Below are 26,203 nucleotides of genomic sequence, written 5' to 3'. Positions count from 1 at the left end.
GTCCGATACGCCTACCGTCCCGGCAAATCTCCAAGGCATCACGCCGATGCCCCGTCGATTCAACGTTCGAGCAGGTCTTCGTGCTGGTTCAATGTCGGCGCGGCGAAAGGTTCCGGTGCCGGCGTACGGCTGAAATGGATGGGATGATTGACCCCGCGATACTGGCCCACCACGGGATGTTCGAACGTGGCGACGAGGCCTTCGGCGGCCACCTGCGGGTGATCGAACATGTCCTCGATACGACGGGCCGCGGCGCTGGGCACGGCGTCGCCGAAGATCGTCTCCCATTCGAGCGCACTGTGCGCGGCGAGCGCGTCATGCAACCGTGGCACGATCTCGTTGTGGTGCTCGGCCCGCTTGCGCACGGTGTCGTAGCGCTCGTCATCGTGCAAGGCCTGCAAGCCGGTGCGCTCGCACAAGGCCTTCCAGAAGTGCGGCGTATTCGCGGATATATAGATGTAGCCATCACGGGTGGGATGGATGCCGGTGACGCCACCGGAACGCATGTCGCGGCCGATGTCCAACGACTCCCCTTCCGCCCATATCATCCGCGCGGATTGCATGGTGAGCGCGCTGCGCAGCAACGAGATGCCCACGTACTGGCCGAGGCCACTGCGCTCGCGCTCATACAGCGCCGACGATACGCCCGCCGCCAACAGCGCGGCCGCGTAGTAATCCACCACCGAGCCGTAGATCACTTCCGGCGGACCGTTGCGCTTGCCCTGCAAGGTGCACATGCCGGTCATCGTCTGCAAGACCTGGTCGTAGCCGGCCTTGTCCTTCATCGGGCCGGATTCACCGTAGCCGGTGACCGCGCAATAAATAAGGCGCGGGTTGATCAGGTTGAGCCGTTCGTGGTCGATCGCCAGCCGCTTCGGCACGCCCGGCCTGAAATTGTGCACGAGCACGTCCGCCTCGCGCACGAGGCGCAACAAGGCGGCATGATCGGATGGATTCTTCAGGTCGAGCACGATGCCGCGCTTGCTGCGGTTCACGCCGAGGAAGGCCCGGCTCTCGGCGGCCAGCGTCGAAGGATACTGGCGCAGGTTGTCACCGCCGGGCGGCTCGATCTTGATGACGTCCGCGCCCTGGTCGGCGAGCAGCGTGCAGCCGTAGGGGCCGGCGATATAGGCGCTCAGGTCCAGCACCTTCACGCCGGCGAGTGGGCCGGACGCCCGGCGGGGGGACGATGTCGACGTTTCCATGTTTGCCTCGGTATCCACAGTTGCCATGTCCCGTTTCCGCGAATCACTTTGCCGCAGGCGGGATGCCCGAAACAGCCCGCTCCGATATGTTCTGGCAGCAGAAAATATTGCTTGAAGGTGCAATCAGTCCGTCGGCGCCAGGCCTAGCCATGTGAGCCGCCAGGCCCTGTCGTGACGGCCTCCCGTGGCGAAATACGGGGTGAACCGCAGCGTCGGCCGGTACCCGGGATCGAAGCGCAGCGTGGGCATGCCGTCCTCCCCCCGCTCACATACGAGCCAATCCTCCACCGGCCCCTGCGGCAACTTCACCATCTCGCTGGTCTTGAAGCCGTCGACGCGTTCCGTGGCATAGACCAGCGGACCGCAGGTGAAACCGACGTAATCGAAGTGCAGCACTTCCTGCCGCACCGCGCCGCCGTCGGGAGCACGCGATTCCTGCACGTTGCGGTTCGTCGCGCGATGCACGATGGGTCGGGCGGGAAACCGCGCCAGGACGCGGTCGCCGGTGCGCCACTCGCGCTCGATCGTGGCGTAGCTACCCGGCACGACAGCCACGCCGATCCCCGCTCCGTTGACCAGCACGGTGGCGCCCGCCGCCCAGGAAGGCACGCGAATCCTCAGCCTGAAATGCGCCTCGCGTTCCACTTCGAGATCGATGCGCACGTCATCGGGATACGGCCAGGCCGTGGCCTGCCGAAGCGTGACGCGTCCCGGGGCTTCCAGCGTGGCCGTCGATTCGCCGGCACCAAAGAGGTTGACGTCGAGCGTCGCCGGATCGCGCATGCCCACGGCGATGTCTGGCAGCTCCTCGACGGCCATGGCGCCGCTGGACTTGCAGCAGCGCCAGTAGGTGGTATGCACGCGACGGCCGTTGGGAAACACGTAATAACACCAGTCCTCGCCATCGGGCGCCTGTGCGGCGAGGAGGTCGTTGTACGCGGAGCGTTCGATCTCCTCCGCGTAGCGCGCCTCGCCCGTGATCGCGAGCAGCTCCCGGTTGAGCTGGATCCAGGCCAGGGTCGAACAGGTCTCCACATAGCCTTCCGGGCTGAACGCGCCAGGGGCATTGAAGACCTCGCGCGAGCGGTGTGCCACGCCGCCCCAGGGTCCGCCACCGAGCGTGAGATGGTGGTCGCGGATACTGGTCCAGACATTCTCCACCGCGCGCAGCAGGTCGGTTTCGCCGGTGACGCGATGCAGCTTGGCCATGCCGACCATGTTCCAGGCCAGTTGATAGGCCTTGCCCGTGCCGATGAAGGCGGCATCGGTGCCGGCGAGGCTTTGCTTCAGCAGTGCGAGCGGCGGGTTCGCGTCCGCCTGGTCGAGCACGCGCCGGGCCAGTTCGAGATAGCGGGGATCACCCGTGGCGAGGTGCAGTTCCACGGCGGGATCGAGCAACACCGTCGCCGACATGCCGAAATGGTTGCCGAGATCCGTGATGTCGATGCCGCCTCCGGTCAGCGTGTGCAGGCACAGGTCGCCGATGCGTCGTGCGCTTTCGAGGTAGCGCTCGCCACCCAACTGACGGTGCACCTCGATGAGGCCGAGCATCAGGTAGGCATGCGTCCAGATATCCCACGTACGTACGCTCGGTGCGCCGTCCCAGCTCACCGGCTTCGGTGGTTGAGGGCGCATGAAGCGGCGAGACGGCGCGTAGGTACCCAGGTAACCGTCCTCTTCCTGCACGGAGACCAGATAATCGGCCACGCGAAGCACGCTGGCACGCAAGGCCGCGTCGCGCGCCGCGGCGCGCGACGCGGCCACCAGCCACTTGCCCGCATGCTCGCCATACCAGTCGCCTTCCTCGTTCGATGCACGGCGTTCCGGCGCGAACAAGGCGATCGCGGGGCTCGTTTCATCGACGATGAAATGCGACAGCCGGCCGCGAAGGTTCGCGGCCAGGGCATCGCCGAGAAGGCCATCCAGGCGGGTACTCACCTTCATGCGGCGTCGACCACGCAACGGAAGCCGATGCAGCCGGAGCGGTCCTTGCACGGGGCCATCAACAGGTACTTTCCATGCTGATCGAGGCGATACGCCTGCGGGAAGTACCAGTGCGACGTCTGTGGCTGATAGGAACTGCCACCGCGCAGGATCGCGCTCCTCGTATGTTCATCCTCGTATTCATCCGTCCACTGCCAGACGTTGCCGACGAGGTCGAGCACGCCGAACGGGCTGGCCGCCGCGGGAAACGCATCGACGTTCGCCGGCGCGCGCAACGTGCGCCCGCGGTTCGGCACGGGTACCCGGTCGTCGCGCCAGTCGTCGCCCCAGGGATAGCGCCGGCCATCGTCGCCCTGGGCGGCGTACTGCCACTCCCATTCGTGCGGCAGCCGCTTGCCGGCCCATGCGGCGTACGCGCGTGCATCCTCCAACGCCACCCAGGTGACGGGCTTGTTTTCCCAACCGGCGGGCGGCTTCCCGTTGCGCCAATGGCGGAGGAAATGGTGTTCGTCGGCCGGTGCCCAGCCACTTTCAGCGAGGAAGACGGCGAATTGCGCATTGGTGACCGGCGTGCGGTCGATGTGGAACGGCGCGATCGACATGCGGTGGCGGTGACCGCGGCGGGGGCTCGATTCCCAGGGATACTGGACATCGTTGCCTTCCCACGTTTGCCCTTCGATTTCGACGCCGCCGACGACGAAGTCGAACACGCCGCCCGGCACCGGCACCATGCCGTGCGGCGGGGAGGATTGCGGCAGTGTCCGGGCGATGGGGACCTGGCGTTGCGGCAGGCTGCGCCAGGTGGATGAGAGCGAGGCCAGTGGCGTGGCGGCAGCGGCATGCATGGCCGCGAGGAAGTCGTCGAGGCCATCCACGGAGGCGCCCGCGCGCAAGGCCAGCACGGCGCCGAAGCCGCGGCCTTCGAGGGCCATGCCCAACACCGCCCTTCCCCCGTCCATGCGCGGCGTCAATGCGACGCCATTCCACAGGTCGTAGTAGCGCGTTCCCTCGGCATGGGGAAGCGCGAGTTGCTCGCCGTCGACGATGTACTCGTTGCGATTGACGACCGTCCACACCGTATAGCCTTCCACCGGGAAGCGGCTGGCGAAGACACCCGCTTGCAGGGTCCGTTCGTAGGGCCGCCAGTCCATGCTCACCATCGCGGGGGCGAAGCGGCGTTCGATGCGGGCGATGCGTCGAAGCGATTCGGCGTCACGAGGCGTGAACTGGTTCCAGATGCCCCAGATGTTTTCCCAGGCGTTGTAACCGATGCCGTTGAAGAAGATGTATTGCAGGTCGTGGTTGCGGTCGCGGCCCCAGCGGTTCTCGTAGTTGATCATGTGCCGCGGTTCGAGCCACTTGAACTTGGCCACGGGAGGAATAGCCTCGTTGGGTGCCTTCTTGCCCCAACTCTGCACGTTCCAGATCAACTGTTCCTCGGCACTGATCGTCGATTCCGGCTGCAGTACGACAGGATGGCCCACGGCGTCGCAGGCATCGAAGAAAGCACGTGGTACGCCGTTGTAGGTATCGCCGTTGACGCCATCGGCACCCACCGCTTCGACCAGCCCGGCCATCGTCCGCCAATCGTTTTCTTCCGGCGGCCGCGTGCCGTGATCCCAGGGCATGGTGGGAAGGAATACGCGCACGCCCCGCCGGTGGAAGTCATCCACCGCGGAGCGCAGTCCCTCCAACCCACCGGGAAGGTCGAAGGCGAGATCGGTCTTGTTACGGTCGTCGATGCCGATGTTCGGATAGACGAACCAGATCAGCACGCTGTCGATGCCGCCGAAGCGTGCCTCGAGATCGTCCAGGTAGCGGTCGACGGTATAGCGCCCCGCCACCGGGTCGTAGAAATAGCGGTCCTCCACCATCATCTGCGCGTGGACGAAGTTGCGCTGTGCCCACTGCAATTCAGGACGTCGATAGTTGGTGTCGTCGTAACCGATACGCACCAGGTGCTCGCGGCGCCAGTCGGTCAGTTCGCGCACCCAGTCGTCCGCGCTGCCGTCGACATCCATCTTCCAGTGGCCGATCTCGGCGAACGGCCAACCAGGCGCCTTGCCCGGCGTGGGCAAGTAGCGGCCCGTGGTGACGTGGGAAAACTTGAACTCGTGCGTCACCCGGGGGGCGTCGTCGCGGTCGTCAGGCGGTGGATTCATGGGCGGTGGCGGCGTGGAGGTCATGGAAGGGCATGGTAGACGAGGTCGTAGAAAGGCCGCGCGAGGCGCGGGAGGTCCTTGCCGCCATCGTCGCGGGGAAGGTGCTGCAACAGGAGGATCGCCACGAGATGCTCGTGCGGGTCGATCGTGTAGGTGGTGGAGGCGGCGCCTGTCCAGCCATATTGGCCTACCGAGCCCAGCTGGCCACGCCGGGCCGGATCGATCACGACGTAACCGCCGATGCCGAAGCCCTCGCCTGCGTTGAACTGGGTGACCGGCGGATCGAGCATGCCCAGGTGGTTGCTCATCATCAGTTCCACCGTCTTCCTTCCCAGCAGGACACGATCGCCCGCACGGCCGCCATCGAGCAGCATGCCCGCGAAGCGGGCGAAATCGTCCACCGTGGAGTAAAGGCCACCCGCCCCGCTCGTGTAGCGGTTCAGTGGCTCGCCGGGATGGCGGGCGCTGTAGCTCGTGTCCAGTGCGAGCCGGCCGTCGTCGCCCATGCGGGTCAGGTCCACGATCCGGTCGCGCTTGGCGGGTACCGCGGAAAACGCGGTATCGCGCATCTCCAGTGGGCCGAAGATCCGCTCGCGCAGGAACTCGGCGAACGGCTTTTTCGCCACCACCTCGACCACCCGGGCGACGAGTTCCAGCGAAGCCCCGTCATAGCCGAAGCGCGTACCGGGATCGGCGGCGAGCGGTACCCGGCTCATCCGGTCGGCGAAGCCGGCCAGGTCGTTGGCGGCATGGGGGTCGATGCGTTCCATGGCCGCGACGGCGAGACGGTCGCCTGGCAATCCGGCGGGATACCCGGAGGTATGCGTCAGCAGGTCGTGCAGGGTGACACGGCGCGAGGCGTTCCTGAGCGCAGGTGCCTCGGCACTGCCGCCCGTCATCACCCTTGGCGTGTCGAATCCCGGCAGGAAATCCGACACCGGCTGGTCGAGCGATACCTTGCCCTCCTCCACCAACATCATCAGTGCGACCGACGTCACGGTCTTGGTCATCGAATAGATGCGGAAAATCGCGTCACGCCGCATCGGCCGGTGGCGGCCGAGATCTTCGTAACCGTAGACCCCGGCGTCCACCACCTGTCCGTCGTGGACGATGAGGCTCACACCGCCGGAATAACCGGCGTTCGACGTCGCGTCACGCAAGAAGGCGTGCAGCGTCTCCAGTCGTTCCGGCGACCACGCTTCGCCCGCCCATGCCGGAGCACCGGCGAGGAAACCAGCCAGCAGGGCCGCCCGAACGGCACGGCCCCCGTGGAAACGCCATCGCCTCACAAGGTGATCGTGTAGGTGAGCGAGGTGACCCGGCCGCGGCCGGCCCAGTAGTTCTGGTAACCCGCCAGCTGCGACCAGCTGAGGATGTACTGCTTGTCGAGCAGGTTCTCGACACCGAGCGAGAGCTTGCCGTAGCGCTCCAGGCTGTAGTTCACGCCCAGGTCCCACAAGGTATAGCCGTGTGTCCGTTCGTCATAGCTGAAGGTCGCGCCGTCATAGGCGCGAACGTCGTGACCGGATACATGGCGGCCGAACAGCGAAGTGGCGCCGAGAGTGGCGTCGCCGCGCGACGAGTAGTTCCATGTGACCGAATAGGCCAGCTTGTCCGGGTTGATGTCGAGCACGCCCAGGGGCTTGTTCAGGCTGCCCGCGCCGAATCGCCCTGCGGGGTCCGCCGACCAGAAGGCGGTGCGGCCGGAGATGTGCGAGTAGATCCCGTTCACTTTCCAGGCGTCGTTGAAGCGCCACTCGCCGGTCACCTCGGTGCCTTCGATACGCACCGGTGCTCGCGAGAGGATGAAGTCGGTGGTGTGCGGGTCCACCGCGAGCGAGGAACCGAACGGCGACTTCGAGATGTAGTGCGTCGCACCGAACGCGCCCTTGTCGCCGCGCCAGTTGAAGCCGAATTCGTTGTTCTTGTAGATGATCGGCTCGAGGTCGCGGATGCGGCTGACCGACTGGCCCGGCGTGCTGATGTTGCGCAGTGGGATACCGATGTTCGGCAGGGTGAACCCTTCGCTGTACGAGGCGAACACCGACCATTCGTCACCGATACGCCAGATGCCGCCGATGTTGCGCAGGTTTTCCTTGTAGTTGAGCTTGCCGCCCTGCACGAACACGCGGTTGCGGTAATAGGTGGTGGTATAGCTGTCGACCGTGAGGCGATCGCTTTCCCGGCGATAACCACCGCTGATCGTCAACGGCCCGATGTCGTAGGACAGCTGCGCATAAGGCGCCACGCTGTTGTAGATCATCGGCGGCACCCACAGGCGGCCGGTCAAGGCCAGGCGTTGCTGTGCCTCGTCACGCGCCACGTCGACACCGGCGTGCAGTTCGAGACCGGTCACCAGGAAATCCGGGCGCGTCCACGAGGTGCGGATGCCGCGCTTCTTCGCCGTGATCTCGGACTGGTCGTACAAGGTGTTCAGCGGCGCGATCAGCGGGTCCTGCTTGTCCTCGGTGTTCTCGGGCAGGTAGCGCATGGCCTGGTCGGCCTTGTACACGTTGATGTCCAGCGAGCCACCCAGGACGTTCTTGTTGGTGTATTCGAACGAGTACTGCTTGAAGTTGTTGAAGGCGTCCTTCGAACCGAAGATATGGCCCTTCTCGGAAGTGTTCGTCCGCGGCACGTCGCACGGTGGGTCGTCGGTCGGGCCACGGCAGCCCAGCACCTGCACGTAATCGCCCTTGCCCTGGATCTTGAACTTGCTGAAGGTGGCCTGGATGCGCTGGTCGTCGTTCTCGCCGAAGTTGTAGCCGAGCTTGGCGAACAGGTTGCTCGACGTGGAATCGGCGAGCGAGCCCGAGGTGTTCAGGCCGATGCGCCGTCCGTTGCCGTCGTAGGTGATGCCGCGATCGATATACGAGCCGGAAAGCAGCACGTCGTAGCTGCCCTGCTTGCGGGAGAAGGTCACGCCGGTCTTCCAGCCACCGCTGTCCGACTTTCCCTGGGTCTGGTAGCGCGTGGTGATCGTCGTCTCGTTGCCTTCCTTGGTCGGCGTCTTCGAGATGTAGTTGATGATGCCGCCCGCCGCACCGATGCCCTCCGAGGCGGACGGCCCGTTGATCACTTCCACGCGGCCGACGATGCCCATGTCGGTGAAGGTGCCGTTGCGCGTACCCTCGCGCAGCGGCGAACCCTGGGGCACGCCGTCGAACAGGCGCAGCGGAATGCGGCCACGCAAGGTCTCGCCCGTGTTGCTCATCGCCTGCGACGACTCGGCATAACCCGGCACCGAACGCGCCAGCACCGCCGTCGCGTCCTCTGTCACCAGCAGCGTATGCGCGATCTCTTCCTTGTTCACCACCGTGATCGCACCGGGAATCTCGTCGACCGCCTTCGGCGTGCGCGTGCCGGTGACGATCACCTGGTCGAGGTCGGTCGGCTCGGCGGGCTTATCGGATTTCTTCTTCGTGGCCTTCGGCGCCTCGCCAGCGGCCGGGGCCGTGGCATCCTGCGCAAGCACGCTGGTGGCGAACAGGGAGACCAGCAGGATGCTGCCGATCGCGGCGGAAAGTGGTTTGATCATGTCGGGTCCGTGGATGCCGTTGGAACGGATCGCCCAGGCGGGCGAGTGCGGCGCGAGCGCCGATGACGACGCGCCTGACGGTAGCTGCTGTTGCGGTTGGCGACGCCCTCCCCGGCGTCCCAATGACCTGGGTTTCGTTGATGGCGAATCTATGCGCTTCGCCCTTGCCGAGAAACCGACGGCGGGTATGTTCAGAGACTAGTTTTTGTTGCTTACGAACCAAGCAAAACTATGCGGCGGCGCAACATCGCCGACATCTTCATCGTGCAGGCGATGACGCCGACGCCATGGCCTTGCGGCCTTCCTGCAGCAACACCGTGACCAGCCGCACGCGCACGCTCGAACGCGACCACACGATGCCGATGCGCCGGGGCTCCGATGGTTTCGGCAATGGCAGGCGCACGAGGTCGAGTCCTTCCGGCCATGGCTGTGCCCAGTCGGGCACCAGCGACACGCCCAGGCCACGGTCGACCATCACCGCGATCGCGTTCAACGCGTTCAACTCGAAGCGCTCACGCGGCACGATGCCGTTCGCGCGCAGGTAGTCGTCCGCCTGGCGGCCGCCCCACTGGTTGCGGTCGTAGCGGATCAGGGGTTCGCTGGCGAGAAGGTCGTGCGGATCGCGCGCCGCCATGGAACGCGGCGCCAGCACCACGAGCGGTTCCTCGCGCAGCAACTGCCATTCACAGGTCTTGGGCAGCGGAAACGGCGCCTGCAAGACCACGGCCGCATCGAGGTCGCCCGCTTCCACGTCGCGGTACAGGTCCACCGAATACCCCGGCTTGATGAACACGTTGATCCGGGGAAAGGTCTCCACCATGCGCGCGAGGATGTCCGGCAGCATGCCCGCCAGCGCGGTCGGGCACGCACCCAGGCGCAGCTCGCCCGATACCCCGCTCTCGTTGGCGACGCTGCGCAGGTCGGCGACGTTGCGCAGCAGGTCGCGCGAGCGCTGGAGGATGCGCGAGCCTTCCTCGGTGACGCTCACCGTGCGGCCTACGCGGGCGATCAGGGTGGCGCCGATCTCGCGTTCCAGCGTGCGGATTTGCTGCGCCACGGCAGCGGGCGTGATGTTCAGCAGGCGCGCCGCCGCCGCCATGGAACCGTGGTCGGCCACGGTGATGAAGGTGTTGAGGAACTGGGTCTCCACGGGATCTCGCCGGCGCTGGTCAGGGTGGAGCCATGGTAGGTCATCCTTCCCGGGGTTCGCGATGGATCGTCAGGCCCTTGAGCGAGCGGGTCGGCGCGGGGAAGAACAGGCTGGCCACGTAGCCGATCACGATGCAGAGGAAGATCGAGATCGCCAGGTAGAAGTACGGATGCACGAGCCGGAACGCCCAGGCCACGAGGGTGAGCGCGGTGCTGCCGGCGATGCCGATCGCCACCCCCGGCGAGTTGGCGCGCCGGGTGAACATGCCCAGGGTGTACGCGCCTGCGAAGCCACCGCCCAGCAACCCGGCCAGTTCGATCGACACGTCGAACAGTGAATGCACATCGAAGCGCGACAGCAGCAAGGCCAGCCCGATGCCGACCAGGCCGACCGCGATCGTGCTCACTTCGGCGAAGACCACGCTCCGCTTGGGCGATGGGTTCTTCACCAGGCGCTCGTAGAAATCTACCGAGACCAGTGTCGCCACGCTGTTCATGATGCCCGATAGCGTCGCCATGGCCGCCGCGAAGATGCCCGCGACGATGAGGCCGGTGACGCCCATCGGCAACTCCGCGGCGATGAACAGCGGGAACGTTGCGTCGATCGGCAGCAGCGGGTTCATCCGCTCGGGGTGAGCCTTGTAGTAGACGAACAGCGCGGTACCGATCATGTAGAAGACGAAGCCACCCGGGATCATGATCGCCGCGAAGGCCCAGATCGATCGCCCCGCCTCCTTGTCCGATGGCGTGGACAGCGTGCGCTGCATCAGCACCTGGTCCTTCGGGAAGGTCAGCACGACGTCGAACAGCACGAGGAAGACGAAGCCCCACACCGTGGCCTTGGTCAGGTCGAAACTGAAGTCGAGCAGGCGGAACTTGTGGTCGGCCATGGCCGTGTGCACGAATTCGCCCATGCCACCATGCAGGTGCCAGATGATGAAGCCGATAGCGAAGATCGCGCCGCCCATCTTGACGATCACCTGCACCACGTCCGTCCAGATCACCGCCTTCATGCCGCCCATGGCGGTGTAGACGATCGTGAAACCGCCCATCAGGATCACGCTCAAGGTGGTGCTGATCCCCGTGATGGTGGCGATCGCGAGCGCCGGCAGGAAGAGGATCACGCTCATCCGGCTACCGAGCTGGGTGAGGATGCAGAGGGCGCTGGCGATCATGCGGATCGCCGGATGGAAGCGCGTTTCCAGATACGAGAAGACCGACATCAGGTCGAGCCTGCGCAGCAGCGGCACGATCCACACGGCGACGAACATCAGGCCGAACACGGCGATGAGGTTGTTCGTCATGTATTGCCAGTTGCTTTCGAAGGCCTTGGCGGGAATCGCGATGAAACTGATCGAGCTGGTGTTCGCCGCATAGAGGCTGATGCCAGCGGCCCAGAAGGGAATGCTGCGGCCGCCGACGAAGAAGCTGGAGGTGGAGTTGCGCTTCTCGCGCAGGTAGAAGTACAGGCCGATGCCGATCATCCCGGCCAGGTAGACCACGATCACCAGCCAGTCGAGCCAGCGCAGCAACAGCTTGCCCGACTGCACCTGGGCGGACGCCACCGCCGTGCGGCCATCGACAGGGCTGGCCCAGAGCACACCGTCTTGCCAGGGCGCCATGGCCACCGGCCGCACGAAGTCGACACCGGGCAGGCGCGCCCACGATTGCGTGACCACCTGGTAGGTCATCGCATGCGCGATGCCCGCCGCATCGGCGACGAGGTAAAGGATGTTGGCCTGGCCCAGCGCCCTCGCCATGCCCGGAAGCACCGTTCCCGGCACGTCGCCGCGATGTGTCCACTCGCCTTCCGGCGAGCGCCGCCACACGGAACCACCCGCCGTGACGAAGACACCCGCGCCCTGCACCGCCAGCGACGTCGCCGCCTCGCGGGACGGCCATCCTTCGATGGACGACCACGCGGGTTGCGCCGCATCGGCATCGAAGCGCCAGATCCGTGGCGCGCCATGGGCCATGCCGGCGATATAAACGGCGGCGCCCGCGAAAGCGGGCCTGGCTTCGTACAAGGGTTCGGGCGGCGCTGGCAACGGGCGAACCTCGAGACCGCCGACGCCCAGGGACAAGCGAACCACGCCGCTCACCCGCCCCGCGTCGAGCTGGGTCGCATAGGCGCGCGCACCGTCACCGAACACGACCGCCAGCCCGTTGGGCGGAGCGCCGGCCGACCATGGTAGCGGCGCCCACGCCGCCTTGCCCTGGTCCAGCAGCCACGCCTTGCCGTCGACGATCGCCAGCACGCGGCCATACAGCGTGGCGAGACCTTGCACCGCGCCGCTTGCGGGAATCGGCGGTAGCGCATCGCCACGCAAGGGAGTCAGGGCATCCGCGTGAGCAGGACCGGACATGCCGACCACGCACGCCACCACGAGCAGCGCGGCGCGAAGCCACATCGCAACGTAACGCGGGCCCCTCACCCGAGCGACGCCAGGAGGGCTTCGGCGCGTTTCACGAAGGGCAGATCGACCATCCGTCCATCGAGCGAGAAGGCGCCATGACCCGCGCGGGCGGCCTCCGTCGCCGCGGCCACGACACGGCGCGCGTACGCGACCTCCTCCGGCGACGGCGCGAACACCTCGTTGGCGAGCGCCACCTGGCGTGGATGGATGCAGCTCTTCCCGATGAAACCGAGACGCCGGGACATGCGTGCTTCCGCGCGGTAGCCGTCGGCATCGTCGATCGCCGCGAAGGCCGCATCGACCGCGAACACGCCCGCCGCGGCGGCGGCCATCTTCACGGCGAACATGGCGGCATGCACGGCCGCCGCGTCGCCACGATCGATACCGTGCGGCTCGAAAAGGTCCGCGAGTCCGAGTTGCAGGCCCGCGACGCGCGGATGCGCCGCGGCCATGGCGGCGGCTTGCTCCAGCCCCCTGGGCGTTTCCACGTTCACCAGCAAGCCGACCGGCGCATCGTGTCCGCCGCCGGATTCGACCCGCTCCATGGCGGCGGCCACCGCGCGCACCGCTTCGGCGGATTCGAGCTTGGGAACGTTGAGCAAGGCGAGCCCTGGCACCATCACCGCGCGGAGATCGTCCTCGAACCAGGTACTCTCCGGCGCGTTGACGCGTACGATGGCCAACTTGGCCGCGCGTCGCATCGCCGGCGATGCGACGAAGGCGGCCACGTCGTCACGGGCGCGGGTCTTCGCTTCCGCCGGAACGGAGTCCTCCAGGTCGAACGACAAGGCGTCGGCGGAACCCGCCAGGGCCTTGGTGAAGAGTTCCGGACGCCCGCCGGGCACGAACAACTTGCTGCGCATGGATTCCCCGCCGACGCCGACACTCCGATGACCCGGGATTCTGCGGCATCGGACGTGCGCCAATCGAGCCGGGTACGCACGTTCTAACGATAGGATTCCTATCTTGCTGCGAAGCACAAGACCATCAGAGGGCGTGATACTGCCGGTACCAGCGCACGAAAAGCTCGACGCCGTCTTCCACGGAAACCCGCGGCGCATAACCCGTGGCATCGCGCAGGTCGCCCACGTCCGCCGCCGTGTCCGGGACGTCGCCGGGCTGCAGCGGAAGCAGCTCCATCACGGCCTTGCGGCCGAGGCATTCCTCTAGCCGCTGGATGTAGGCGAGCAGTTCCACCGGCTGTTCGTTGCCGATGTTGAACAGGCGGTATGGCGCCACGCCACTGGAGGAAGGATCGGGCGACATGCCGTCCCAGTCCGCGTCGGTGGAAGGGGGGCGGTCGAGGCAACGGATCACGCCTTCGACGATGTCGTCGATATACGTGAAGCTGCGCTGGTGACGCCCGTGGTTGAACACCTTGATCGGCTCGCCCCGCAGGATGGCGCGGGTGAACAGGAACAGCGCCATGTCCGGCCTTCCCCATGGACCGTACACCGTGAAGAAGCGCAGGCCCGTGCACGGCGTGCCATACAGGTGGGCGTAGCTGTGCGCCATCTGCTCGTTGGCTTTCTTCGTCGCCGCATAGAGCGTCAGGGGATGTTCGGCGGAACGGTGCTCCGAAAAAGGCATGGCCCGGTTGGCGCCGTACACCGAGCTGGTGGAAGCGAACACCAGGTGCTCCACCGCATGCGCACGGCAGCCTTCGAGCACGTGCAGGAATCCGGTCACGTTGCTCGACACGTACACGTGGGGGTTCTCGGCCGCGTAGCGCACGCCGGCCTGTGCGGCGAGATGCACCACGCGCCGTGGACGGTGCTCCGCGAACAACGACTCCATGGCATCGCGATCGGCGATGTCGGCATGCACGTGCGTATAGCGCGGATCGTCGCGAAAACGATCCAGGCGCGCCTGCTTCAGCGTCACGTCGTAGTAGTCGTTGAGGTTGTCCACGCCGACCACCTCGTCGCCCCGCGCCAGCAGGCGCATCGCCACGTGCGAACCGATGAAGCCCGCCGTGCCTGTCACGAGTACCTTCATCGACGGTCCTCCATTCAGAGCCGGCCGTCCACCGCATCGCGCGGCAGCACGTATTTCACGTCGTAGATGACGGCACCGGGCTTGCCGAAGGCGCGGATGCCCGCCGCCGCCATCTCGTGGAACTGCCGATGAGCGACGGCGATGACGATCGCGTCGTACGTACCCTGCGCCGGTTCGGACACGGTCCGCACGCCGTAGATCCGTTCGGCTTCGTCCGCGTCCACCCAGGGGTCGTGCACGTCGATCGTGGCGTTGTACGACTTCAGCGAGGCGATGATGTCGACCACGCGCGTGTTGCGCAGATCCGGACAGTTTTCCTTGAAGGCCAGGCCCAGCATGAGAACGCGGGCGCCCACCGGGTTCAGGCCCTTGCACACCATCAGGCGGATCACTTCGCCGGCGATATAGGGGCCCATGCCATCGTTGGTGCGACGGCCGGCGAGGATCACGTCGGGATGGTGGCCGACTTCCTGCGCCTTGTGCGTGAGGTAATACGGGTCGACGCCGATGCAGTGGCCGCCCACCAGGCCGGGACGAAACGGCAGGAAGTTCCATTTCGTGCCGGCCGCCTCCAATACTTCGAGCGTGTCGATGCCGAGCTTGTTGAAGAGGATGGCGAGGTCGTTGACCAGGGCGATGTTGAGGTCGCGCTGCGTGTTCTCGATGACCTTGGCCGCCTCGGCCACCTTGATGCGGCTGGCCTTGTAGGTGCCCGCGTCGATGATGCTCGCGTACAGCGCGTCGACGAAGTCGGCCGCCTCAGGCGTGGAGCCCGAGGTGACCTTGCGGATGGTGTTGACCCGATGCTGCTTGTCGCCGGGATTGATCCGCTCGGGGCTGTAGCCGACGAAGAAATCCTCGTTGAAGACGAGCCCCGAGGTCCGCTCGAGGATGGGCACGCAGACTTCCTCGGTGCAACCGGGATAGACCGTGGACTCGTAGACCACGACATCGCCCTGCTCGAGCACCTTGCCCAGTGTTTCGCTCGCGCGGGTCAGGGGCGTGAGGTCCGGCCGCTTCGCGCTGTCGATCGGCGTGGGTACGGTCACGATGAACACGTTGCACGCGCGCAGGTCGTCGAGGTCGCCGCTATAGGACAGCCGTCCGGCCCCGGCCAGCGACGCCTCGTCCACCTCGAGCGTGCGGTCGATGCCGGCCCGCAGTTCGGCCACGCGCGAGGCGTCGATATCGAAACCGAGCGTGGTGTAGCGCTTGCCGAACTCGACCGCGAGGGGCAAGCCCACGTAGCCCAGCCCTATAACGCCGATCTTTACCGTGTCGAGTTGCTGCATCGGGCTTCCATCGAGGAGGTGCACGGCTTCCGCGGCATGGCGCCGTCGGGCCGTAAAGCATGGAAGCCTAGCGGATCGCGCACGCGAGGCGCCAGACGGCGGCCCGAGGCCGCCGTCTGGCTGGGCCGCGGGTCAGCCGCCCTCGGCCGCCGGAAGCTCGTTCACGTCGCGGACGCTGTACACGTCGATGGCGTAAGGCGCCTTCGCGTCACCCGTGGCCTTGAAGCGGCCGAAGACGGTCGCATCGGCACGAGCGCCCTTGCCGGTCACGGTGCGCCGGAACGCCGAGACGTCCCGCTTGCGGACGGAACCGTCGTCCATGCTCAGGCTCACCGTGCCCTTGCATTGCGCGTCGGACAGCATGGTCACCTTGCCCTCCGTGGCGGCCACGCCACGAACCGTGACGGTGGTGCCCACGTACCTCTCCGCCGTGCCCAGCACGGTGCAGATCGTATCCGGCGGCGTCTCGTCCGACCGGGCCGCCGCATTGCCCGCGGCACATACCAGAATGAGGGCGACTCCCGTCGCCCGAACGAAAGTTACCGCGTTCATAGGCTTTCCCCCTTGATGCCGGCCCTTGCGGACCGCGCCGAATGGACGGCTAAACCAAGAAGAACGCGTTTATCCCGCCCGGTCAATAAGAAAATTGGGCGGGTCCCGTGGGGACGACGGGGCGGTCAGCGGCCCTTCGAGAGGGCATCGGTCGCCTTCACCAGTGCCGCCGTCGCCCGGCGGGTGGCCTCGGCCGTGGCCGTGACCTCCGCCGACGCCTCGTCCCAGGCGCGCGCATCGATGGCATCGCCGATCGCGGGCAACGGCGCCACGTCCTCGCCTTCCCTGCGGCCGGGCGCCTGCAGGAGGTGCCGGTACCAGGGGCGCCGCGGAAGGCCGGATGCCTGCACGAACGCGGGCGCGACCTCGCGCAGGGCCCGGTTCACGGCATCCCGCCGTTTCGACGGAAGATCGCCCGTGGCACCCGCGGCGCCGTCGTAGGCGCGCGCGGCAGCGAGCAGCCCGCGCTGCGCGTCACGCAGCGGACCGAGATCGACCTCCTGCCAACGGTCGTCCACCCGCGCAGGTGGCCGCAAGCCACGATAAGCCACCTCCGCCAGCCGGTAGGCGCCGCTGTCGACGAGCGTGTTGTGGCGGACCGCGTCACGACGAGTCGTCGCCACGCTGGCCGCCAGCCGCTCGATGTCCCGGCCCAGCGATTCCGCGAACGCCGTGTAGCGCCAGGGCAGCACGTCGGCGTTGGCCACGCGCAGGGCCAGGCGCGTGTTGGTACGCGCCAGCAGGTTCACGTACTTCAGTCCAGGGTCGCCGAAGCGTTGGTAATGCGCATAGGTGTCGTACAGCGAGTGGTAGACCGGAACGCTCTCTTCATCGCCGTCGCGGTCGTAGCCATAGCGCACATGCAGGGACGGGACGCCGAGCCGGTGCGCGAAAGGCAGGTAATCCGAGCCAGTGCCGAGCCGCGGCGGCACGATCGGCCCCTCCACGTCCTTGCCCTTCTCCGCGGCATCCACCGCGCGTTTCGCCTCGCGGCGCTCCCGCACGCTGGCACCGGTTTCCGGATCGCGAAGATCCCCCGCCACCTCGTCGACCAGGGAGGCTAACGAAGGATCGCCGGCGGTGGAGAGAAAGCCACGGCCCGTGGTGTCGTTGTTGAGATAGAAGACCGCCTTGCGCGACAGCTCCGCCGCATGCCGTTCGGCCCACGCCTTCGACCCGAGGATGCCCAGCTCCTCACCGTCCCAACTGGCGAAAACCAGCGTCCGCTTCGGCCGGATGCCGGCCTTGGCGAGTTCGCCGATGGCCCGCGCCTCCGCAAGCAGGGCCGTGGTTCCGGCCAGCGGGTCCCATGCGCCATACACCCAGGCATCATGGTGCACCCCGCGGATCACCCACTCGTCCGGATACTCGCTGCCGGGCAGGCTCGCGATGACGTTGTAGAGCGTGCGCCACTCCCACGGCGAGCGGACTTCCAGGTGTACCTGCGCATTGCCGCCGACGTGATAGGTCAAGGGCAACCCGCCCTGCCAGCGATTCGGCACGACCGGCCCGCCCAGGGCACGAAGGAAATGCTCGGCATCGCCATAGCCGATCGTGACGACGGGAATCCCCAGGTCGCCGGTGCGTTTCTCGGCCTGGATGGTCTTCGCGGCCGACGCGTCCAGCACGCTGTCGATGCCGAGGGTGCCGCGCTGGACCGTGCGCGGCGTGCGCCATGCGCCGGTCGGATAGACATCGCCCTTGGCGAAACCATCCGCTTCGGGGTCGGAATAAATCACGACGCCGACCGCGCCATGTTGCTGCGCCAGCCTCGGCTTCACCCATCGCCCGGCACCGCTGGATTTCACCAGCACGACCTTGCCGCGCACCGATTGGCCGTTGCGCTCGAGATCGTCGTAGTCCTTCGACAGGCCTTCGTTGACGAAGATCAGCGGCGCATCCACCGTTCCATCCGGGCTGTACGACTCCATGCCGGGAAGCACGCCTTCCGTGCGTTTCGTGTCGGCGTCGCCGTCGACGGCGGGCTCGGTGAAATCGGCCACATAGCCACCGGCGCCCACCAAGGCAAGTTTTTGTACCGATGGATAGGCCACGAGGACCCGGACCGGTTCGACCGTCACCCGCCAGCCCCACTCGCGCAGGCTGGCGGCGATGAAGTCCGCGTTCTCCTTGTCGTGCGGCGAACCGACCTGGTTCGGCGCGGAGGCAAAGCGGCGCAGCCAGCCGTCGAGGTCGGCCGCGTCGATGGATGCATCGATTCGCCGCTCCACGTCGCGTTCCGCCGCTGACGACGCCGTGGTGAAACCGGTCAGTGGCGGCGCGGCCTGTGCCGCGACGGACCCGGATAGCGCCAGCAGGAGGACAGGCAGAAACACGCGCACGTCCATCAGTTCCACCGATAGGTCGCGCTAGCGTAGTAGTACCTGCCGTTCCAGCTCAAAGGCGAGAACAGGCTGTACTTGAAATTGCCGCCGGTGGAGTTGGCGAACTTGGTCTGCTCGGGTCGTGCGTTGAACGCGTTGTCCGCTCCAGCCGTGAAGGTCCACTGGTCGATGGTGTAGTCGGCCGAGAGGTCGAGGGTCCAGCGGTGGTCGAAGTTCTGGTCCAGCGCATTGCTGCTATTGCTGTACACGGTGTAGTCGCCGTAGCGCTGCACGTTCGCGTGTCCCGCCCAGCTGCCATGCAGGTAATCCAGGCCCACGTCCAGCTTCGTGCGCGGATTGGTATCACCGAGCAGGCCAAGCCGCTCGCGGCGCTCCACGCGCTGCACGGCTACACCCAGTTCGTCGAGGATCGCCGGATTCGGCTTGACCTTGGTCACCTCGTTCTCGTTGTATGCCCAGCCGACGGTGGTATTGAGGCGATCGCCGTTGGCGAAGTCGAAGGCGTATTGGCTCACGAAGTCGAGACCGCGCGTGCGCGTATCCACCGCGTTGGTGAAATAGCGGATCGACTGGTAGTTCACATCGACGCCGGCGGACGCGAGATAGGCGTTCACGGCGGGCGTGTTCACCGGGATGTTCGACGAGAGGTTGATGCGATTGGTGATCTTGATCCAGTACGCGTCGACGCTCACGTTCCAGCCACCGAGCGGCTCAAGCACGAGGCCCAGCGTGGCGCTGCGCGATTTTTCCGGCTTGAGTTTTTCAGCGCCGAGCAGGCTCGCCGCCTGCGCGTCGACCGGAAACGTACCCGACTGCACGAGCACCTGGCCCTGCCCGAGATCCTGCAACTGCGAGGAGATATCGGCGTAGTGCTGCTGGACCAGCGTCGGCGCACGGAATCCCGTGCCGACGCTGCCGCGCAACGCCACCCGCGGGTTGAAATCGAAGCGTCCGGACAAGGAACCCGAGGTGGTGCCGCCGAAATCGCTGTAATGCTCGTGGCGGCCCGCCAGCGACAACGCGAAGCGATCGGTGAGGTTCGTCTCCAGATCGATGTATTCCGACACGTCGTGCCGCTGCCAGTTGCCCTGCAGGTCGCCGGTGATGCCGCCGTTCGGACCGTACTGCGACACGGCGTCGCCCGGGCTGACCTTGTAGCCCTGCCGCAGGTATTCCAGGCCGAAGGACACGCTCACGGGGTTGGGCAGCCACGAAGGCGAGAATTCCTTGCCGATGTCGAGGTTGCCGGTCTGCTGGTTCGTCTTGTAATCGGCTCCCTGTATGAAGAACGGGGTGTAGCCGAAGGCGCGGTACCAGTCGGCGTTGATCGCGTGGCTGCGCTGGTCGTACTCGTTCGAACCATGGGTGGCCGAGAGGACGTAGTGCCAGCCCTCGCCAAGCTGGCCACGTATCCCCGCCGTGATGCTGGCGTCGTTGACGATGGGGATGCCGACAGGAAGGTAGCCGTTCGGATAGATCGCGGTGACATTGGTGGAGTCGCCACGATGGCGGTAGAGGCTGGCGGTCTCGTCGCGGTCGCGCCGGTAGAGCGCCTCGACATACACCTCGATCGCCTTGCTGAAGGCGTATTGCCCCACCAGCGATACCTTGTTCGACTGCACCGCCGGATCGCCCAGCCAGTACACCTTCTGGCCATACGTGCTACCCACCGAGGCGGCGGTGCGATCCCGGCCCGCGCGATTGGTGCCATCGTTGTTCTGCGTATCGATGGCGACATGGATCGAGCCCTTGTCGCCCAGCTTGAAACCGGTATCGGCGGTGAGCTGGCGTTGCAGACCATCGCCGGCGTCGTAACCGCCGAACTTGGCGGTGACCTGTCCACCCTGCCCCGATTTCTTGAGGATCACGTTGATCACCCCGCCGATGGCGTCCGAGCCATAGCGCGCGGACTGTCCGTCGCGGAGCACCTCGATGCGCTCGATGGCGGACACGGGAATGGCGTTGAGATCCACCGGATTCGAACCGCGGCCGATGGCGCCGCCGAGATTGAGGAACGCCCCGGTGTGCTGGCGCTTGCCGTCGATCAGCACGAGCACCTGGTCCGGGCTGAGGCCACGCAACGTCACCGGGCGAGCCACCTCGGCTCCGCTGATGGTGGTCGGCTGCGGAAAGTTCAGCGAAGGCACCAGCCGGGCCAGCGCCGCCGTGAGCTGGGTGGCACCGGTCTGTTGCAGCTGCTGCGGCGTGATGACGTCGATCGGCTGTAGCGAACTGGACACGGTGCGCTCGGTACTGCGCGTCCCGGTGACGATCACGGTATCGAGTTGGCTGGCGCGGGGGGCGTCCTGGGCCTGGAGCGCGGGCACTCCGAAGGCAACAACCAGGGCGAGGAACAAAGGGTGGCGACGGCGACGGACGAGCGAATGCATGGGTGGATGTCCCCTGGACGATGAGCATGGGCGGCCATGCGGCGGCGATGCGTGAACGCATGCCGGGCCCATGACGGCCGGAAAAACGGATGGAATGGAGCCGCGGTCAGGCCGCGGAACGCGCCAGCGCCTGTGGCGCTAGGTGCGAGGCGTGCGGATCAGCCCAGTCGACAACGACAACAGCACGCACGCATCGCCGGACATCGCGGTGCGGCCGCGAGGATCGTCGGGATGGTGGTCACGCGCTGCTGATGTGCGTTCACTGGGGGTGGGGTCGCCTTGGCGGGAATCTTGCGAAGCTTATTTGTTGCACCGCAACGAACGTTTGTCAACCGCCCGTTCGGACGTCCAATCCCCCGCCGTGCCGGATGGGCGATACTGTCGCCCTCCCCATCGAACGACACCGGCCCATGACTTCGTACGACGACGATTTCGAGAACGAGCGCGACCCCGACGATGCGGAGGACGGCGACGACTCCGTCGAATCCCAGGTCTGGCACCTGTTGCTGCTCATCAATCCCGGCGACGAGGACGGGGCGATGCAGCAGTTCTCCGCCTATCGCGATGAAGTCGAGGAAGAAGGCGACGAAGACCCGATACGCATCGTCGGCCGGGTGACGGACTGGCGCTCGGGCTTCGAAGTGGACGCGGACGATACCCGCGCCCTGGTGGATGCGATCAAGGAACTCGCAAGCCGGTGGAACATCGACATCGACTGGGATGGCGATCCGGACGACGACGAGTTCCACGAGGACATCGACGGCGCGGAGATCTTCTCGCGCGCTTTCGACCAGCTGAACCAGCACGGCTATACGCTGTGGGCGCGCGAAGCGGATGACGACGTCTATGCCGGCTGGATCACCAGTTCGCGCGACGACGAGCAGATGCGCCTGGTGGCGACGCAATTGGGCATCAACCTTCGCCTCGGCAGCCAGGTGACCTGACTATCGGCTATCCGGACGAGCCAGCCTCTCCTTCAGCAGGTCGATGAAGGCACGCACTTTCACCGGGGGCTGCTTGCCCGGATAGACCGCGTACACGCCGCCTTCCGGAAGACGAAAGCGGGGCAGCAAGGCCACGAGCCTGCCAGCCGAGATGTCCTCGTCGACGAGATAATCGGGAAGCACCGATACGCCGAGGCCCGCCGCGACGAAGGCGTGCACGCCGAGCGTGCTGTTGGCGCTGGCCACGGTGCGTGTTTGCACGGTGTGTTCCGTCTCGCCGCCCGAGCTGAAGAAGGTCCAGCGGTTGGGCGAAGAGAGCACGGTAAGCGCAATCCAGGCATGCGCGGCGAGGTCTTCGGGTACCCGTGGCGCGCCATGTTTCGCGACGTAAGCCGGCGAGGCGACGAGGCACTGGCGAAAGCTCGCCAGCTTCGCCGCCCGCAGGCTGGAATCGCGCAGCCAGCCGATACGGATCGACAGGTCGAAGCGCTCCGCGATGAGGTCGACGATGCTGTCGCTGGTCACCAGTTCCACCTTGACCTGCGGAAACCTGGCTGCGAAGTCGGCCAGCGCGGGCGCCACGATCGAGGGGCCGTGGTCTCCGGCGGCCGCGACACGAAGGCCGCCCATCGGCGTGTCGCGGCACTCGCCCAGCTGTGCGATGGCCGCCTCCGCATCGGCGAGGACGCGGGCACAGTCCTCGTGGAAGCGCTCGCCGGCATCGGTCAGCGACATCCGCCGGGTGCTGCGCACCACCAGTTGCACGCCGAGCTCTTCTTCCAGCTTCGCCAGGTGCTGGCTCACCATCGCCTTGGTGCTGCCCAGTTGCTGGGCGGCGGCGGTGAACGAGCCGGCCCGGACGAGCGTCACGAAGACGGCGAGGCGGTTGAGGTTGACGTCGGCCATGCGGGTTTCCGATTCATCGTAAAGTCTTACTTTACGATGAATCCATGGATTGCGCGTTTCCTGTGAACGATCAGGAGCGCATGCTAGCTACATCCCTTCCCACGGAAATTCCACCATGAAGATCGTCCTGTTCGGCGCCACCGGCAACATCGGCAAGGTCATCCTCGACGAAGCCCTGGCCCGCGGTCACGCGGTCACCGCCGTCGTCCGCGATCCCGCACGGGTCGCCGCGCGGCATGCCGCCCTGACCGTGGTCAAGGGCGATGTCTCCGACCCCACCTCGTTCGCGGCCGCCCTTCCCGGTGCCGACGCCGCCATCGCCAGCCTCAACGACCACGCCGACCCGGCCAATGTGCCGAAGCAGGCGGCCGTCCTGCTGGATGCGCTTTCGTCGGCGGGCGTGCGCCGCTTCGCCTGGGTCGGCGGCGCCGGCAGCCTGGAGGTCGCCCCCGGCGTCCGCGTGATCGATGACGCCCACTTCCCGGCGGAATGGAAGCCATCGGCGAATGCGCAGATCGAGGCGCTGGCGGTGTTCCGCGCCAGCAAGGCGGACATCGACTGGACCTATATCAGTCCGGCGGCCGTGATCGCGCCAGGGGAACGCACGGGCTCCTATCGCGTGGGCGCCGACCAGTTGCTGGTGGATGCCGAAGGGAATAGCCGGATCTCGATCGCCGACTTCGCCATCGGTGTGCTCGATCGTCTGGAAAAAGGGGACGCGGCGAAGAAGCGGGTGACCTTGGCGTACTGAGGACTCCCAATCGCCGACAGGGTCGGCTCCCACCAGAGCAGGGCACCGTGGGAGCCGCTCCCTGCCGGCGATCCGAGCCTGGTGGGGGGCCGCTCCCTGCCGGCGATCCGGGCCTGGTGGAGGCCGCTCCCTGCCGGCGATCTAGGCCTGGTGGGAGCCGACCTTGTCGGCGATCCCGCGGCAGCGGGCCAGGATACCGACCGCTATACTCCCCCGGATGAACTACCGCCACGCCTTCCATGCCGGCAATTTTGCCGATGTCCTCAAGCACATGGTGCTCGTGGCCCTGATCGACTCGCTGAAGCAGAAGAGTTCGCCCTTCTGCTACATCGACACCCACGCCGGCCGCGGCCGCTACGACCTGCGCGGCGCCGAGGCGCGCAAAACCGCCGAATCCGACGACGGTTTCGGCATCCTGAAGACCGCCAGCGGTCTGCCGCCGCTGTTGTGGAAATGGCTGGACGTGGTGCGCGCCTGCAACGCCGGCGACGAATCGATGCGCTATTACCCGGGTTCGCCCTGGATCGCCGCACACCTGATGCGCGAGGGCGATTCCGCCCAGCTATGCGAACTGCAGAGCGGCGAATCGGACCAGCTGCGCCAGCTGTTCCATGACGACCCGCGCGTGCACGTGCACCAGCGCGATGGCTACGAGGCCATGAAGGCCTTCGTGCCGCCCAAGGAGAAACGCGGGCTCGTACTCATCGACCCGCCCTTCGAGTCGCAGGAGATGGAGTTCCGGGTCATCGAGAAAGCGCTCAAGGCGGCGATGGAGAAATGGCCCGGCGGCATCTATGCCATCTGGTACCCGATCAAGCTGCGCAGCCAGGTGCAGCCCTTCCACCGCTGGCTCGGCAAGAGCGGGGCGAAGCGGGTGCTGGTCGCCGAAGTGCTGCTGCGCCCGGACGACTCCCCGCTGCGCCTCAACGGCACCGGCGTGGCCATCGTGAACGCGCCGTGGAAACTCGATGAAGTGCTGCGCGATTCATTGCGCGTGCTGCCCAAGCTGCTCGGCACCCCAGGCGAATCCGAATACCGGCTGACCTGGCTGGTCGAGGAAGGCAAAGATGAAGCAGCTGCCCACGGTCCGCAGTCACCTCATTCAGTCCGAAGGCGGTAAAGTCGTTCCACACGCCAGGAGTCGACCCATGCGCCCGACCATCGTCCGTCTCGCCGTCCCTGCCGCCTTGCTGACCCTCGCCCTCGCCCTCGCCGGCTGCGCGCCCGCGCCGATCTACAAGCCAACGGCGAGCAACGTCGCCGTGCCGCCTGCCCAGGTCGCCCGCGAACCGGAGCGCTATGGCAGCGCCGACGTGATCTGGGGCGGCCGCATCGTCAACGTGCGCAACTTCTCCGATCACAGCGAGATCGAAGTGCTCGCCTACCCACTCGACGGTTCGCAGCGCCCCAAGGCGAACGACACCGGCAACGGCCGCTTCATCGCCGCCATGCCCGGCTACGTCGAAAGCCTCGATTACCCGGCCGGGTCGCTGGTCACCATCGCCGGGCGCCTCAACGGCACCCGCACCGGCAATGTCGGCCAGGCGCAGTACACGTTCCCGCTCGTCTCCGTGAACCAGTCACACGTCTGGACGGCCAAGGAAATGTCCGGCGGACATCCCAACGTGAGCTTCGGCGTGGGTGTCGGCGTCATACGGTAAGATCCTGCGATTCACCACCGCGGGACAGTGACTCACATGTCGGGACACGCCGATTCGAAGCGCGCCATCTTCCTCGCGCTCGGGGCCAACTTCGCCATCTTCATCGCCAAGCTGGTCGCGGCGATCTTCACCGGCTCGGGCGCGATGCTCGCCGAGGCCGTGCATTCGCTCGCCGACTGCGGCAACCAGGGCCTGCTGCTCCTGGGCATGCGCCAGGCGAAGCGGCCGCCCTCGCCGGACTACCCGCTCGGCTGGGGTCGCGCCCTGTATTTCTGGTCGTTCCTCGTGGCGATCCTGCTCTTCAGCGTGGGCGGGATGTTCTCGATCTACGAGGGCATACACAAGCTGACCCATCCGGAACCCCTCAAATGGGCCTGGCTGGCCGTCGGCGTGCTGGCGTTCTCCATCGTTACCGAGGGCGTTTCCATGCATGGCTGCATGCAGGAAGTGAACAAGGCGCGTGAAGGCCGCTCGATCTGGCAATGGTTCCGGGAGACCCGCGCCAGCGAATTGCTGGTGATCTTCGGCGAAGACCTGGCCGCGCTGATCGGCCTCTGCCTGGCCCTGCTCGCCGTCGTGCTCACCATGGTCACCGGCAACCTGTTCTTCGACGCGCTCGGCACCATCGCCATCGGCGTCCTGCTGATCGTGGTCGCGGTGGCGGTCGCCATCGAGGTGAAGGCCTTGCTGATCGGCCAGGGCGTGGAGCCGAAACAGCGTGCCGCGATGGTCGCCTTCCTGGAGGGTCGCCCCGAGATCGACACCGTCTACAACGTGCTCACCCTGCAGATGGGCACCGACGTCATGGTGGCGATCAAGGCGAAAATGGCCGCCGCGCCGACCGCCCGGGCCATGATCGAGGCGATCAACATCGTCGAAGCCGACTTCAAGGCCGAGTTCAAGGACGTGCGCTGGAGCTTCTTCGAGCCCGACTACGCCGACTGAACCC

19 protein-coding genes are annotated in these 26,203 nt (G+C 66.4%); 5 read left to right on the top strand and 14 right to left on the bottom strand.

Features of this window, described 5'->3' with window-relative positions; all coding sequences use genetic code 11:
- Window positions 1–59: 59 nt before the first annotated feature.
- From ACR9Y6_RS03080 to ACR9Y6_RS03020, 13 genes are all read right to left on the bottom strand, one after another.
- Window positions 60–1,232 (bottom strand): CaiB/BaiF CoA transferase family protein, encoded by a 1,173-nt coding sequence (locus tag ACR9Y6_RS03080; RefSeq protein ID WP_481279941.1) that lies wholly within the window; start codon window positions 1,230–1,232, stop codon window positions 60–62.
- Window positions 1,233–1,328: 96 nt separating this feature from the next.
- Entirely contained in the window at window positions 1,329–3,149 is a 1,821-nt protein-coding gene (locus ACR9Y6_RS03075; protein WP_481279940.1) for a glycoside hydrolase family 127 protein, read from the bottom strand.
- Window positions 3,146–5,311: a formylglycine-generating enzyme family protein gene (locus ACR9Y6_RS03070; RefSeq protein WP_481279939.1), complete on the bottom strand. Its 2,166-nt coding sequence runs from the start codon at window positions 5,309–5,311 to the stop codon at window positions 3,146–3,148. Before ACR9Y6_RS03070 ends, ACR9Y6_RS03075 begins: the two co-directional genes overlap by 4 nt.
- Before the next feature lie 20 nt (window positions 5,312–5,331).
- Window positions 5,332–6,600 carry a serine hydrolase domain-containing protein gene (locus ACR9Y6_RS03065; RefSeq protein ID WP_481279938.1) on the bottom strand — a complete coding sequence of 423 codons (1,269 nt, stop codon included), beginning with the start codon at window positions 6,598–6,600 and terminating at the stop codon, window positions 5,332–5,334.
- Window positions 6,597–8,849: a TonB-dependent receptor gene (locus ACR9Y6_RS03060; protein ID WP_481279937.1), complete on the bottom strand. Its 2,253-nt coding sequence runs from the start codon at window positions 8,847–8,849 to the stop codon at window positions 6,597–6,599. The genes ACR9Y6_RS03065 and ACR9Y6_RS03060 overlap by 4 nt, the downstream gene beginning before the upstream one ends.
- A gap of 259 nt (window positions 8,850–9,108) precedes the next feature.
- On the bottom strand, window positions 9,109–9,999 hold the full coding sequence (locus ACR9Y6_RS03055; protein ID WP_481279936.1) for a LysR family transcriptional regulator: 891 nt from the start codon (window positions 9,997–9,999) through the stop codon (window positions 9,109–9,111).
- A 40-nt stretch (window positions 10,000–10,039) separates the two neighbouring features.
- Window positions 10,040–12,409 (bottom strand): sodium:solute symporter family transporter, encoded by a 2,370-nt coding sequence (locus tag ACR9Y6_RS03050; RefSeq protein ID WP_481279935.1) that lies wholly within the window; start codon window positions 12,407–12,409, stop codon window positions 10,040–10,042.
- Window positions 12,410–12,429: 20 nt separating this feature from the next.
- Window positions 12,430–13,278, bottom strand: a complete 849-nt coding sequence (locus tag ACR9Y6_RS03045) for an HpcH/HpaI aldolase/citrate lyase family protein (protein WP_481279934.1) — start codon at window positions 13,276–13,278, stop codon at window positions 12,430–12,432.
- 124 nt (window positions 13,279–13,402) lie between these two features.
- A complete protein-coding gene (locus ACR9Y6_RS03040; RefSeq protein WP_481279933.1) occupies window positions 13,403–14,413 on the bottom strand; it encodes an NAD-dependent epimerase in 1,011 nt (336 codons plus the stop codon).
- Between the two features lie 14 nt (window positions 14,414–14,427).
- A complete protein-coding gene (gene tviB / locus ACR9Y6_RS03035; RefSeq protein WP_481279932.1) occupies window positions 14,428–15,705 on the bottom strand; it encodes a Vi polysaccharide biosynthesis UDP-N-acetylglucosamine C-6 dehydrogenase TviB in 1,278 nt (425 codons plus the stop codon).
- A 132-nt stretch (window positions 15,706–15,837) separates the two neighbouring features.
- On the bottom strand, window positions 15,838–16,257 hold the full coding sequence (locus ACR9Y6_RS03030) for a hypothetical protein (protein ID WP_481279931.1): 420 nt from the start codon (window positions 16,255–16,257) through the stop codon (window positions 15,838–15,840).
- A gap of 125 nt (window positions 16,258–16,382) precedes the next feature.
- Entirely contained in the window at window positions 16,383–18,593 is a 2,211-nt protein-coding gene (locus ACR9Y6_RS03025; RefSeq protein WP_481279930.1) for a M28 family peptidase, read from the bottom strand.
- Between the two features lie 11 nt (window positions 18,594–18,604).
- Window positions 18,605–20,992 carry a TonB-dependent receptor plug domain-containing protein gene (locus tag ACR9Y6_RS03020; protein WP_481279929.1) on the bottom strand — a complete coding sequence of 796 codons (2,388 nt, stop codon included), beginning with the start codon at window positions 20,990–20,992 and terminating at the stop codon, window positions 18,605–18,607.
- A 410-nt stretch (window positions 20,993–21,402) separates the two neighbouring features.
- Between ACR9Y6_RS03020 and ACR9Y6_RS03015 the strand changes: the two genes are divergently transcribed.
- The gene (locus tag ACR9Y6_RS03015) at window positions 21,403–21,936 is read left to right on the top strand and encodes a DUF6630 family protein (protein WP_429199730.1); all 534 of its coding nucleotides are present in this window, start codon (window positions 21,403–21,405) and stop codon (window positions 21,934–21,936) included.
- Here ACR9Y6_RS03015 and ACR9Y6_RS03010 read toward each other — a convergent pair whose 3' ends face one another.
- Window positions 21,937–22,842 carry a LysR family transcriptional regulator gene (locus ACR9Y6_RS03010; RefSeq protein ID WP_481279928.1) on the bottom strand — a complete coding sequence of 302 codons (906 nt, stop codon included), beginning with the start codon at window positions 22,840–22,842 and terminating at the stop codon, window positions 21,937–21,939.
- 115 nt (window positions 22,843–22,957) lie between these two features.
- On the opposite strand from ACR9Y6_RS03010, the gene ACR9Y6_RS03005 reads away from it, so the two are divergent.
- The 4 genes from ACR9Y6_RS03005 (at window position 22,958) to ACR9Y6_RS02990 (ending at window position 26,199) form a co-directional block, all read left to right on the top strand.
- Window positions 22,958–23,593, top strand: a complete 636-nt coding sequence (locus ACR9Y6_RS03005) for an NAD(P)-dependent oxidoreductase (protein ID WP_481279927.1) — start codon at window positions 22,958–22,960, stop codon at window positions 23,591–23,593.
- Between the two features lie 217 nt (window positions 23,594–23,810).
- Entirely contained in the window at window positions 23,811–24,713 is a 903-nt protein-coding gene (locus tag ACR9Y6_RS03000; RefSeq protein WP_481279926.1) for a 23S rRNA (adenine(2030)-N(6))-methyltransferase RlmJ, read from the top strand.
- Between the two features lie 28 nt (window positions 24,714–24,741).
- A complete protein-coding gene (locus tag ACR9Y6_RS02995) occupies window positions 24,742–25,254 on the top strand; it encodes a Slp family lipoprotein (protein ID WP_481279925.1) in 513 nt (170 codons plus the stop codon).
- Between the two features lie 36 nt (window positions 25,255–25,290).
- Window positions 25,291–26,199: a cation diffusion facilitator family transporter gene (locus ACR9Y6_RS02990; RefSeq protein ID WP_481279924.1), complete on the top strand. Its 909-nt coding sequence runs from the start codon at window positions 25,291–25,293 to the stop codon at window positions 26,197–26,199.
- The last annotated feature ends 4 nt before the right edge of the window (window positions 26,200–26,203 follow it).

Source organism: Luteibacter sp. TLI7-4A, from assembly GCF_056754745.1.
This window is presented reverse-complemented; position numbering and strand designations above follow the sequence as displayed.

Excerpts from the sequence above, each read along its gene's own strand:
- ACR9Y6_RS03080 (WP_481279941.1), bottom strand. The coding sequence starts at position 1,232 with ATGGCAACTGTGGATACCGAGGCAAACATGGAAACGTCGACATCGTCC.
- ACR9Y6_RS03075 (WP_481279940.1), bottom strand. The coding sequence starts at position 3,149 with ATGAAGGTGAGTACCCGCCTGGATGGCCTTCTCGGCGATGCCCTGGCC.
- ACR9Y6_RS03070 (WP_481279939.1), bottom strand. The coding sequence starts at position 5,311 with ATGAATCCACCGCCTGACGACCGCGACGACGCCCCCCGGGTGACGCAC.
- ACR9Y6_RS03060 (WP_481279937.1), bottom strand. The coding sequence starts at position 8,849 with ATGATCAAACCACTTTCCGCCGCGATCGGCAGCATCCTGCTGGTCTCC.
- ACR9Y6_RS03050 (WP_481279935.1), bottom strand. The coding sequence starts at position 12,409 with ATGTGGCTTCGCGCCGCGCTGCTCGTGGTGGCGTGCGTGGTCGGCATG.
- ACR9Y6_RS03045 (WP_481279934.1), bottom strand. The coding sequence starts at position 13,278 with ATGCGCAGCAAGTTGTTCGTGCCCGGCGGGCGTCCGGAACTCTTCACC.
- ACR9Y6_RS03040 (WP_481279933.1), bottom strand. The coding sequence starts at position 14,413 with ATGAAGGTACTCGTGACAGGCACGGCGGGCTTCATCGGTTCGCACGTG.
- tviB (WP_481279932.1), bottom strand. The coding sequence starts at position 15,705 with ATGCAGCAACTCGACACGGTAAAGATCGGCGTTATAGGGCTGGGCTAC.
- ACR9Y6_RS03030 (WP_481279931.1), bottom strand. The coding sequence starts at position 16,257 with ATGAACGCGGTAACTTTCGTTCGGGCGACGGGAGTCGCCCTCATTCTG.
- ACR9Y6_RS03020 (WP_481279929.1), bottom strand. The coding sequence starts at position 20,992 with ATGCATTCGCTCGTCCGTCGCCGTCGCCACCCTTTGTTCCTCGCCCTG.
- ACR9Y6_RS03015 (WP_429199730.1), top strand. The coding sequence starts at position 21,403 with ATGACTTCGTACGACGACGATTTCGAGAACGAGCGCGACCCCGACGAT.
- ACR9Y6_RS03010 (WP_481279928.1), bottom strand. The coding sequence starts at position 22,842 with ATGGCCGACGTCAACCTCAACCGCCTCGCCGTCTTCGTGACGCTCGTC.
- ACR9Y6_RS03005 (WP_481279927.1), top strand. The coding sequence starts at position 22,958 with ATGAAGATCGTCCTGTTCGGCGCCACCGGCAACATCGGCAAGGTCATC.
- ACR9Y6_RS03000 (WP_481279926.1), top strand. The coding sequence starts at position 23,811 with ATGAACTACCGCCACGCCTTCCATGCCGGCAATTTTGCCGATGTCCTC.
- ACR9Y6_RS02995 (WP_481279925.1), top strand. The coding sequence starts at position 24,742 with ATGCGCCCGACCATCGTCCGTCTCGCCGTCCCTGCCGCCTTGCTGACC.
- ACR9Y6_RS02990 (WP_481279924.1), top strand. The coding sequence starts at position 25,291 with ATGTCGGGACACGCCGATTCGAAGCGCGCCATCTTCCTCGCGCTCGGG.